Source organism: Streptomyces sp. SBT349 (assembly GCF_001083795.1).
GTDB lineage: Bacteria > Actinomycetota > Actinomycetes > Streptomycetales > Streptomycetaceae > Streptomyces.
This window is the reverse complement of sequence record NZ_LAVK01000271.1, coordinates 1-10658: the sequence shown is the minus strand read 5'-3', so window position 1 is coordinate 10658 and position 10658 is coordinate 1. Positions and strand designations below refer to the sequence as shown.

At 71.7% G+C, this 10658-nt stretch carries 9 protein-coding genes and 1 pseudogene; 2 read left to right on the top strand and 8 right to left on the bottom strand.

Annotated features, from left to right (window positions below; genetic code table 11):
- The 8 genes and pseudogenes from ADY01_RS26505 to ADY01_RS26470 all read right to left on the bottom strand — a co-directional run.
- Window positions 1–426 (bottom strand): annotated as a pseudogene (locus ADY01_RS26505) (galactose-1-epimerase); the annotation flags it as partial.
- 74 nt (window positions 427–500) lie between these two features.
- A complete protein-coding gene (mmsB, locus tag ADY01_RS26500; protein ID WP_049578553.1) occupies window positions 501–1700 on the bottom strand; it encodes a multiple monosaccharide ABC transporter permease in 1200 nt (399 codons plus the stop codon).
- Window positions 1697–3301: a sugar ABC transporter ATP-binding protein gene (locus ADY01_RS26495; RefSeq protein WP_049578552.1), complete on the bottom strand. Its 1605-nt coding sequence runs from the start codon at window positions 3299–3301 to the stop codon at window positions 1697–1699. Before ADY01_RS26495 ends, mmsB begins: the two co-directional genes overlap by 4 nt.
- Complete coding sequence (chvE, locus tag ADY01_RS26490) at window positions 3298–4410, bottom strand: multiple monosaccharide ABC transporter substrate-binding protein (RefSeq protein ID WP_049578551.1); 1113 nt, start codon at window positions 4408–4410, stop codon at window positions 3298–3300. The genes ADY01_RS26495 and chvE overlap by 4 nt, the downstream gene beginning before the upstream one ends.
- A gap of 168 nt (window positions 4411–4578) precedes the next feature.
- The gene (locus ADY01_RS26485) at window positions 4579–5553 is read right to left on the bottom strand and encodes a hypothetical protein (protein WP_049578549.1); all 975 of its coding nucleotides are present in this window, start codon (window positions 5551–5553) and stop codon (window positions 4579–4581) included.
- 47 nt (window positions 5554–5600) lie between these two features.
- Complete coding sequence (locus ADY01_RS26480) at window positions 5601–6641, bottom strand: zinc-dependent alcohol dehydrogenase (protein ID WP_049578547.1); 1041 nt, start codon at window positions 6639–6641, stop codon at window positions 5601–5603.
- Window positions 6638–7804, bottom strand: a complete 1167-nt coding sequence (locus ADY01_RS26475; RefSeq protein ID WP_049578546.1) for a mandelate racemase/muconate lactonizing enzyme family protein — start codon at window positions 7802–7804, stop codon at window positions 6638–6640. Before ADY01_RS26475 ends, ADY01_RS26480 begins: the two co-directional genes overlap by 4 nt.
- Window positions 7805–7937: 133 nt before the next feature.
- On the bottom strand, window positions 7938–8828 hold the full coding sequence (locus ADY01_RS26470) for an SGNH/GDSL hydrolase family protein (RefSeq protein WP_049578545.1): 891 nt from the start codon (window positions 8826–8828) through the stop codon (window positions 7938–7940).
- A gap of 254 nt (window positions 8829–9082) precedes the next feature.
- Here ADY01_RS26470 and ADY01_RS26465 point away from each other — a divergent pair, with 254 nt between their 5' ends.
- Together ADY01_RS26465 and ADY01_RS26460 are read left to right on the top strand one after the other, a co-directional pair.
- The gene (locus ADY01_RS26465) at window positions 9083–9577 is read left to right on the top strand and encodes a DUF3145 domain-containing protein (RefSeq protein WP_049578543.1); all 495 of its coding nucleotides are present in this window, start codon (window positions 9083–9085) and stop codon (window positions 9575–9577) included.
- Window positions 9578–9595: 18 nt separating this feature from the next.
- Window positions 9596–10477, top strand: a complete 882-nt coding sequence (locus ADY01_RS26460) for an NAD(P)-dependent oxidoreductase (RefSeq protein WP_049578541.1) — start codon at window positions 9596–9598, stop codon at window positions 10475–10477.
- Window positions 10478–10658: the final 181 nt, after the last annotated feature.

Genomic DNA, 10658 nt, shown 5'->3' with positions numbered 1-10658 from the left:
GGTGGGGGTGACGTCCCAGACGTGTTTGTCGAAGCCGGTGGTGCCGCCGTGGAGGGTGTTGGGGCCGTCGTTGAGGGGGAGGTGGTGTTCGGTGCCGTCGAGGGTGAAGCGGCCGGCGGCTATGCGGTTGCCGTAGCGGCCGATGAGGGCGCCGAAGTAGGGGGAGTCGGTGAGGTAGGGGTCGAGGTGGTCGAAGCCGAGGGAGACGTTGGCCCGGTGGCCGTCCCGGTCGGGGAGTTCGAGGGTCTGGACGATGCCGCCGTAGCTGAGGATCCCCACGCGGGTGGATCCGCGGGTGAGGGTCCAGCGGTCGATCGCGGTGCCGTCGGGGAGAGTGCCGAACGGCTCGCGCCGCGGACCGCCTCCGCCGGCGGTCTGGGCCCCGCCCGCCGAGGCGGCCGTCATCGCGCGTGATGAGGTGGACATGGGAAGACTGCTCCTTGGTGGTGAGGTGAGTGAGGAGTGCCCAGCCCCCGCCGGCCTCGTCACCCCCCGGCCGGTCATGTCCGGCTGGTGAGGCCCCTGCGTTTGTTCCAGACGTCGAAGGCGACGGCGACGAGGAGCACCAGGCCCTTGATCACCTGCTGCCAGTCCTCGCCGATCTTCAGCAGCTGCATGCCATTGTCGAGCACGCCCAGGACGAGGCCGCCGATGACGGCTCCCAGGACGGTCCCGACCCCGCCGCTCATCGAGGCGCCGCCGATGAACGCCGCGGCGATGGCTTCGAGTTCGAAGAGGTTGCCCGCGCCGGTCGTCGCGGTCCCGGTGCGCGCGGTGAACACGCAGCCCGCCAGGGCCGAGAGGACGCCCATGTTGATGAACACCGCCATGGTGACCCGGCGGTCCTTGACGCCGGAGAGCTGGGCGGCGGCGCGGTTCCCGCCCAGCGCGTACACGTGGCGGCCGATGACCGAGTTGCGCATCACGAAGCCGAGCAGCACCAGCAGCCCGCCCAGGATGAGCAGGACCACGGGCGCGCCGCGGTAGCTGGCCAGCGTCAGGGTGAACGCCATCACCGCCGCGACGATGGCCGCGCACTTGAGGAGGAAGAGGTTGGTGGGCAGGACCTCCAGCTCGTACTCGCGCTGCTGGGCGCGGCGGCGCCACTCCTGCACCAGCACCGCGGCGCAGACCGCGAGGCCCAGCAGCAGCGTGAGGTTGTGGTAGTTGCTCTCGGGCCCGACCTCGGGCAGGAAGCCCTGGTTGATGTCCTGGAACCCCTGCGGCAGCCCCGACCAGGTGCGGCCCTCCAGCAGGATCCGGGTGGCGCCGCGGAAGAGGAGCATGCCCGCCAGCGTCACGATGAACGACGGCAGCCCGACGTAGGCGATCCAGAACCCCTGCCACGCGCCGATCGCCGCGCCGATGAGGAGGGCGAAGGTGAGCGCCAGCTGCCAGGGCAGATCGTGCTCGATCATCATCACCGCGGCGGCGGCGCCGGCGAACCCGGCGATCGACCCGACGGACAGGTCGATGTGCCCGTTGATGATGACGATCATCATCCCGATGGCGAGGATGAGGATGTAGCCGTTCTGGTTGATGATGTTGCTGACGTTCCGGGGGAGGAGCACGTCGCCGCCGGTCCACACCTGGAACGCGACCAGCAGCGCCACCAGGGCGATCAGCATCCCGTACTGCCGCATGTTGGTCCGCACGGACTGGGCCACCAACGCGGCCGTCCGGCCTATCACCTGGCTCATTCGGCCGCTCCTCGCTGCTCGTCGGTGTGGGCCTCCGCGGTCTCCGCCGCCGGGGCGGTTCTCGTCATCCGCCGCATCAGCGCCTCCTGGGTGGCGTCGGCGCGGTCCATGACGCCGGTGAGCCGGCCACCGGCCATGGTGGCGATGCGGTCGCAGACGCCGAGGAGCTCGGAGAGTTCGGAGGAGATGAAGACGACCGCCTTTCCCTGGGCGGCGAGTTGGTCGATGACGGTGTAGATTTCCGCCTTGGCGCCCACGTCGATGCCCCGGGTGGGCTCGTCCAGGATCAGCACGTCGGGGCCGGTGTTCATCCACCGGCTGAGGACGACCTTCTGCTGGTTGCCGCCGGACAGCCGTCCCGTCGGCTCGAAGACGGTGGGCGCCTTGATGTTCATCGAGGCACGGAAGCGTTCCGCCACGCGCGTCTCCGCGTGCTCGTCCACCACGCCGCGCCGGGCGACCTTGGGCAGGGCGGCCAGCGAGATGTTGCGGCTGATGGTGTCGATCAGGTTCAGCCCGAACGTCTTGCGGTCCTCCGTCACATACGCGATCCCGTTCCCGATCGCGTCCGACACCGTCCGCGTGGAGACGGTCCTGCCGTGCATGCGGACCTCGCCGCGCTCGAAGCGGCCCCACGAGCGGCCGAAGACGCTCATGGCCAACTCGGTGCGGCCCGCGCCCATCAGCCCGGCGAGGCCCAGGATCTCCCCGTGCCGCACGTCGAGCGACACCGAGTCCACCGTGCGGCGCTGCTGGTCCAGCGGGTGGCGGACGGTCCAGTCGGAGATCGCGAGCGCCACCTGACCGGCCCGCTCCCCGGTGTAGGGGGTGCGCTCCGGGTAGAACTGCGTCAGCTCGCGCCCGACCATGCTGCGGATGATCCGCTCCTCCGACGCCTCGCCGACCGGCAGCGTCTCCACGGTCCTGCCGTCGCGCAGGACGGTCACCGTGTCGGCGATGCGCCGCACCTCGTTCAGCTTGTGCGAGATGAGGATGCAGGCGATGCCCTGGTCCCTCAACTCCGCGATCAAGCCGAGGAGTTTGCGGCTGTCCTCGTCGTTGAGCGCGGCGGTCGGCTCGTCCAGGATCAGCAGCTTCACGCGCTTGGCCAGGGCCTTGGCGATCTCCACCAGCTGCTGCTTGCCCACCCCGAGACCCGCGACCGCGGTCTGGGGGTGTTCGCCGCCCAGGCCGACGCGCCGCATCAGACGCTCGGTCTCGCGCAGGGTCCTGGACCAGGAGATGACGCCGCCGCGGCCGGTGCGCTCGTTGCCGAGGAAGATGTTCTCCGCGACGGAGAGCTGGGGGATCAGCGCCAGCTCCTGGTGGATGATGACGATCCCGCGCCGCTCGCTGGCCCTGATGTCCCTGAAACGGCAGGGGGCGCCCTCGAAGAGGATCTCCCCGGAGTAGGTGCCGTGCGGGTGGACGCCGCTGAGGATCTTCATCAGCGTGGACTTCCCGGCGCCGTTCTCGCCGCAGATGGCGTGGATCTCGCCGGGCCGCACGGCGATGTCCACCCCGTCCAGCGCGCGCACGCCGGGGAAGGACTTGCCGATGGAGCGCATCTGGAGGACGGGTTCCTCTTCCGCCGGCGTCATCCGGCGAGGTCGGCTTCGGTGTAGTAGCCCTCCTCGACGAGGAGCTGGACGTTCTCGGCGTCGATGCTCACCGGCTCCAGCAGGTACGAGGGAACGACCTTGACGCCGTTGTCGTAGGTCTCGGTGTCGTTCGCCTCGCACTCCTCGCCGCCGAGCAACGCCTCGCTCATCGCCACGGCCTGGGCCGCGAGCAGGCGGATGTCCTTGTAGACCGTCTGCGTCTGCTCCCCGGCGATGATCGACTGCACCGACGCCAGCTCCGCGTCCTGCCCGGTCACCACCGGGAGCGGCTGCGCCTCGGTGCCGTAGCCGACGCTCTTCAGGGCGGCGATGACGCCCAGCGAGATCCCGTCGTAGGGCGAGAGCACCGCGTCCACCCGTTCACCGCGGTAGTCCGCCGTCAGCACGTCGTCCATCCGGTCCTGCGCCTCGGAGCCCGACCACCGCTCGGTCGTCAGCTCGTTCAGCTCCGTCTGGCCGGAGCGCACCACGAGCTGCCCGCCGTCCAGATACGGCTGGAGGACACTCATCGCGCCCTGGAAGAAGTACCGGGTGTTGTTGTCGTCGGCCGACCCCGCGAACAGCTCCACGTTGAACGGGCCCTCCTCCCCGTCCTCCAGCCCGAGGGAGTCGACGATGTACTGGGCCTGGAGCCGCCCGACCTGCTCGTTGTCGAACGTGGCGTAGCAGTCGACGTTCTCGCTCTCCAGCAGCAACCGGTCGTAGGAGACCACCGGGATCTCCGCGTCCGCCGCCTGCTGGAGGACGTTCCCCAGCGAGGCGCCGTCGATCGCCGCGATCACCAGCAGGTCCACGCCCTGCGCGATCATGTTCTCGACCTGGGAGATCTGCGTCTCGATCTGGTCCTCGCCGTACTGGAGGTCCGTGTCGTACCCGGCCTCCTCGAACTGCGACACCATGTTGTCGCCATCAGCGATCCACCGCTCCGAGGAACGGGTGGGCATGGCTATGCCGATCGTGCCGCCGCCCTCCTCGCCGGAATCGCGCTCCTCGCTGCCGCCCTCGCTGTCCTGACCGCACGCGGCCAGGCCCAGCGCGAGAACGGCGGCCATGGCGGTGGTCCTTGCTGCGACTGGTAGACGGGACATCAGCGGCACGTCCTTTCGGCCTTGCGGCGGAATCGTCGGATCGTTCGGAGTCGTTCTGGATCGTTCGGGCTGTGCGGGTCGTTCGGGCTGTTCCGGTCGTTCAGGTGGTGCGGTTCGTTCAGGTGGTGCGGTCTTCCGGTCGGGTCGGGTCGGGTCGGTCGTTCTCGTTCAGTCGGCTTCCGTGGCGGGGAAGCGGTGCAACGGGCCGGGCAGGCGCGAACCCAGCGGCGACATCCCCCGGTCGGCGCCGAGCCGGGCGAGGAGGTCGAGGGCCAGGCGCCCGCGGCGCACGCGTTCCTTCGCGCTCTGGAGGGTGAGATCGCGCAGATGGCCGCCGTAGGGGTAGATCCCCGGGGCCTTGCTCAGGCCGAACTTCAGGTAGATCGGGGCACCCCTGCGGATCAGCTCGGCGGCGTCGTACATCCGCACATAGCCGCCGAGGTCGTCGGGGGCCTCCAGGTAGAAGTCCAGGGGAACGCCGCTGGAGCGCCGGATCTCGGTCAGGTGCTCCAGCGTCAGGTCCGAGGGGATGTTCACCGAGTCGGCGCCCAGGCGCTCGTGGACCGCGACCGAGGCGGGGTTGACCGGGCCGATCAGCGCGGAGACCTTGAAGGTCGTGTCAGCGGGCAGGGTGCCCTGGGCCCGCAGCCGGTGCAGCAGCCACAGCACGCCCTCGTCGGCCACCAGCAGGCAGCGCACGCCGAGTTCGGAGGCGCGCAGCGCGTCCTCGACGCAGCCGGCGAGCGCCCCGTGGCCGCGGGCGCGCAGCCCCGCGCCGCCCGAGAGGCTGCGCGTGGAGGCGCCGATGTCCCAGGTGCCGCGCGGCCCGGTGAACAGGCAGAGCTCCGCGCCCGCCTCGGCGCAGGCGCCCACCATGTCGGTGATCTCGGAGTCGGTGAGCATCCACACGCCGCTGCCCTGGCTGATGCGGTGGATGGGAACGTCGAGGCGGGTGGCTTCCTTCAGGACGGCGGCCAGGGCCTCGGGGCCCTCGACGGACGGGATCTCGGTGCGCCAGGTGCCGCCGTCGGGGAAGGCGTGCGGGGAGGAGTCGGCGGGGTCGACCGCTGGGGCTGCGTAGCCCAGGGAGGCCAGGGCGGCCTCCCCCGGGCGGCGGGACGGTGTGGAGGCGGGGTCAGACACGATGCTCCAGTGTTCGCGGTGGTTCGGTATTTCGAAGGCGGTTCGTCTCAGCCGGCATCAGCGGCCCCCTGGGGCTCCAGCAGTACCTTGCCCACTTCGGGGTCGCCGCTACCGACGAGCTCGATCGCTTTGCCGAATGATTCCAGGGGGAGCCGGTGCGTGATCAGCGCCGCCGGGCGCAGCAGGCCCCGCCGGAACGCCTCGGTGGCGTACGACCAGGCGGCGGGCGGCGCCCCGAAGACGCTCGCCACGGTGAGCTGGCTCACCGTCAGGTGCACCGGGTCGATGCCGTGGGCGCCGGGCTCGGGCAGGCCGGTGAGCACCACCCGGCCGCCCCGCCTGGCGAGCAGGCACGCGTCCCGCGCGGTGCCGGGGGCGCCCGCGGTCTCCACCACCAGGTCGAAGCCGCCGCGCGCCCCCGCCGCCTCCGCGGGGGAGGCGGCCGAGGTCGCGCCCATGCCGAGGGCCAGGGCGCGCGGCCTCTCCCGCGGGTCCACGGCGGCCAGTTCGGCGGGGGAGGAGGCGGCGAGCAACTGCACGGCGAGCAGCCCCAGCGTTCCCCCGCCCACCACGGCCACGCGCTCGGCCGGGCGCGGCGCGGCGCGCAGCACGGCCGCCGCGACGACGGCCGCCGGCTCCAGCAGCGCGGCGGCGGTCAGGTCGCAGTCGTCGTCGAGAAGGTGCAGCAGGTGCGCGGGCAGCACCAGGTGGTCGGCGAACGCGCCGGGCCGCGTGAAGCCGGTCTCCTCGTATCCGGCGGTGCACAGGCTGGTCTCCCCGGCCCGGCAGCGGACGCACATCCGGCAGGCGCGGAACCCCTCGCCGACCGTCGCCCTGCCGACCAGCGCCGCGTCCACGCCGGGGCCGACGGCGTCCACCGTGCCCGACCACTCGTGCCCCGGCACCACGGGGTAACGGACGTACCCCTCGACCCTGGTCCCGTCGTACAGCTCCCGGTCGCTGGCGCAGATCCCGGCCGCGCGCACCGCCACCCTGACCTCGCCCTGCCCCGGAACGGGAGGCTCCTGCGCGGTCACCAGCCGGTGGCTCCCCGGGCGCTCGACGAGCACGCTGCGCGCGGGCGTCACCGTCCCGCCTGCCCGTCCCGCTTGTGCCAGTCCTCGGCCCACAGGTCGAAGCGCGCCTGCTGCTGGGGGAACTCGGCCGCCGCCTCGGTGTCCAGCTCGACGCCGAGCCCTGGGGCGTCGGAGAGCGTGAAGTAGCCGTCGACCACCTGGGGCGCGCCCCTGACCACCTTCTTTATGTCCGCGTCGGCGAAGTCGTTGAAGTGCTCCAGGATCTTGAAGTTCGGCGTGCAGCCCGCCAGTTGGAGGCTGGCGGCGGTGAGCACCGAGCCGCCCACGTTGTGCGGGGCGACCAGCACGTAGTGGGCCTCCGCGGTGGCGGCCAGCTTGCGCGTCTCGCCGATGCCGCCCAGGTGGCCCACGTCCGGCTGGATGATGTCGGCGGCCTGGGACTCGAACAGCTCGCGGAACTCGATCCGGTCGTGGATGCGTTCGCCGGTGGCGATGGGGAGCGAGGTCCGCTCCGCGACCTTGGCCAGCGCCTTCAGGTTCTCCGGCGGGACCGGCTCCTCCAGCCAGGACGGGGCGAACGGCTCCAGCTCGCGGGCCAGCCGGATCGCGGTGGCGGGCGAGAAGCGGCCGTGCATCTCCAGCAGCAGTTCGGCCTCCGGGCCGATGGCGTCGCGCACGGCCTCGACCAGCGAGAGCGAGCGGAGCGACTCGGCGTGGTCCAGCTCGAAGCTGCCGGTGCCGAACGGGTCCAGCTTCAGGGCGCGGTAGCCGCGCTCCACCACGGCACGGGCGGCCTTGTGGAACGCCTCGGGGGTGCGCTCCACGGTGTACCAGCCGTTGGCGTACGCCTTGACGCGGTTGTCCGACACGTCCGCGCGCCCGCCGAGCAGCTGCCACACCGGCACGCCGAGCGCCTTGCCCTTGATGTCCCAGCAGGCCATCTCCACGCAGGCGATGCCGGACATGACGATCTCGCCCGCGCGCCCGTAGTCGCCGTACTTCATCCGCCGCACGAGGTCCTCGACGGCGAACGGGTCGGAGCCGGCGACGTGGTTCGCCTCGGCCTCCCGCAGATAGCCGATCAGGGCGTCCGTGTGCCCGAGCATCCGCGTCTCCCCGACGCCGGTCAGTCCCTCGTCGGTGTGGACCTGGACGTACGTGAGGTTCCGCCAGGGTGTACCGACGACATGCGTACTGATTCCGGTGATGCGCACGGGTGCCAGCCCTCCGCGATGTTCGATATTTCGTCAGACGTTCGAAATGCTGGCGAGAACGCTATGAGCGCGGCCATACCCTGTCAATGGTTACGCCACCGGGGGGAGGTTGGGAACCCTGCGCGCGGTGCGGCTACTCGGCCATCGTGACCTGCTCGTAGGCGAGCGCGGCCAGCGTGGACTGCCCCTCCTTGCTCGGGTGGAACCAGTCGAAGTCGCTCAGGTGGCGCGCGGCGAAGTCGTACTCGAAGACGGCGCCCCCGTCGTACCGGCACAGCTCGTCCCGGCCGCAGACGTCGGCCAGCGCCTCGTTGTACTCCTGGACCCGCTCGCGCACCGCCTCGCGCCGCTCGTCCGCCACCGCCGAGTCGTCGTCGGCGTCGCCCAGCATGGACGGGCAGATGCTCGCCACCTGCCAGACGGTGCGGGCCATCCGCGACCGGCTGCCCTCCGACCACAGCTCCATCAGGTCCGGCACGCTCGACACGTACACCTGCGTCTCCGGCAGCCGGGCGCGGATGATGTCCATCGTCTCGGTGAAGTGCGCGGTGAAGTCCTCGACGCTCGTCATCGAGCCGACGTCCGCGGCGCAGGCGTCGTTCCCGCCGATCATGACGGTCACCAGCTCGGGCTCGTAGCCGGCGATCCTGCGGGCCTGGTCGGGCAGGTCCCTGGCCGTCGCGCCGGACTCGGCCAGGTTCCACGCGCGGTCGGCGATGTCGGTGCCGTCACCGATTAACTGCTGCGCCAGGCTCGGCACCTCGCTGTCGGTGCCGGTGGCCCAGGAGACCTCGGGGCAGTCGGAGAGCAGGGAGCAGGCGTCGAAGGCCCGCGTGATGGAGTCGCCGATGGCGGCGATCGAGGCGGGGCTGGTGTCCCACTCGGGGGCGGGCTCGGCGGAGGGGGCCGCGTCCGGGGACGGCGCGGAGTCCGACGCGTCCCCGGAGTCGGAGGACGACGTGCACCCGGCGATCAGGGCGAGGACGGCGATCGGCAGGGCGAGGGGGCGGCGGCTGGCCGGCATTCGGCTTCCTTCTGGTTCCTGGGCTGTTCTTGTGGCTGCCGAGCGGGGCGGTAGCTTGGTCTCCTTGGCGAAGGGTGGCGCACGACGATGTGCCCCATGACTGAACAGCCTAAAAGATGACCTCACGTCACCCGCTGTCCAATTTGCCAAGAAAAGGGATGAATACTGTTTACTGTTCACGCGCGGTTTCGGGGGCTTGTGGGGGGCGCCTTGGAGCTCGCGACCGGCGCAGACTGGCGAGAGTGGAGGTCCCGATGACGACACGTGGTGTTCTGTATGTGCACTCCGCGCCGCGCGCCCTGTGTCCCCACATCGAGTGGGCCGTGGCCGGAGTCCTCGGCGCCCGTGTCAGCCTCGACTGGACCAAACAGCCCGCCTCTCCCGGGACGTGGCGGGCCGAGTTCTCCTGGCAGGGCGAGGCCGCCACCGCCTCCAAGCTGGCCTCGGCGCTGCGGGGCTGGCACCTGCTCCGTTTCGAGGTCACCTCGGAGCCGTCCCCCGCCACCGAGGGCGAGCGCTACAGCTGCACGCCCGAGCTGGGCATCTACCACGCGGTGACCGGCCTGCACGGCGACATCATGATTCCCGAGGACCGGCTGCGCGCCGCCGCGGACCGGGCCGCCCACGGCGAGAGCGACCTGGCGGCCGAGATCAGCCGCCTGCTCGGCAAGCCCTGGGACGACGAGTTGGAACCGTTCCGGCACGCGGGCGAGGGCGCGCCCGTGCGGTGGCTGCACCAGGTGGTGTGACCGTTTAGCGTGCGGTCCATGACCGACGAGATCATGACCGTAAGCGTTCTTGGCACCGGCATCATGGGCGCCGCCATGGCGCGCAACCTCTGCCACGCGGGCCTCGACGTCCGCGTCTGGAACCGCACCCGGGCCAAGGCGGAGCCGCTGGCCGCGGACGGCGCCCGCGTCACCGACACCCCCGCCGAGGCGGTCGACGGCGCGGACGTGGTGCTGACGATGCTCTACGACGGCCAGGCCACGCTCTCCGCGGTGCGGGCCGCGGTGCCCTCGCTGCGGGCGGGCACGGTGTGGATCCAGAGCACCACGACCGGGATCGAGCCCCTCGCCCCGCTGGTCGCCCTCGCGGAGGAACGGGGGGTGGTGTTCGTGGACGCGCCGGTGCTGGGGACGAAGCAGCCGGCGGAGGAGGGGCAGCTGGTGGTGCTGGCCTCCGGCCCGGAACGGGTGCGGGAGCGCGCCGCCCGGGTCCTCGACGTGATCGGCGGGCGCACGCTGTGGGCGGGGTCGGAGCCGGGCGCGGGCACGCGGCTGAAGCTGGTGTGCAACAGCTGGGCGCTGGCGGTGACGCACGGCGTGGCGGAGGCGCTCGCGCTGGCGCGTGCGCTGGACGTGGACCCGCAGCTCTTCCTCGACTCGGTGGAGGGCGGCACGCTGGACATGCAGTACCTGCGGATCAAGGCGGGGGTGATCCGCTCCGACGACTACACGCCGAGCTTCGCGGTGGACACCGCCGAGAAGGACGCCCGCCTGATCCTGGCCGCGGCCGAGTCCACGGAGGTGCGCCTCGACGTGGCGGCGGCGGGCGCGGACCGCCTGCGCCGCGCCTCGGAGAACGGCCACGGCAGGGACGACACGGCCGCGTCGTACTTCGCCAGCTTTCCGCCTGCGGCGGGCTAGGCCGTTGTCCGGGGCGGAGGCCGCTTTCCCGGCCTCCGCCCCGGACAACGGGGCCGGCGGCCCGCCGGGCTCCGCCCGGACCACGCGGTGGGCGGCCCACCGGACTCCGGGCGCTGACGCGCCCGATCCCCCCGGGGCCCCCTTCGCCGGGGGCCGTCTCCTTTACACATCTCACCCTGCC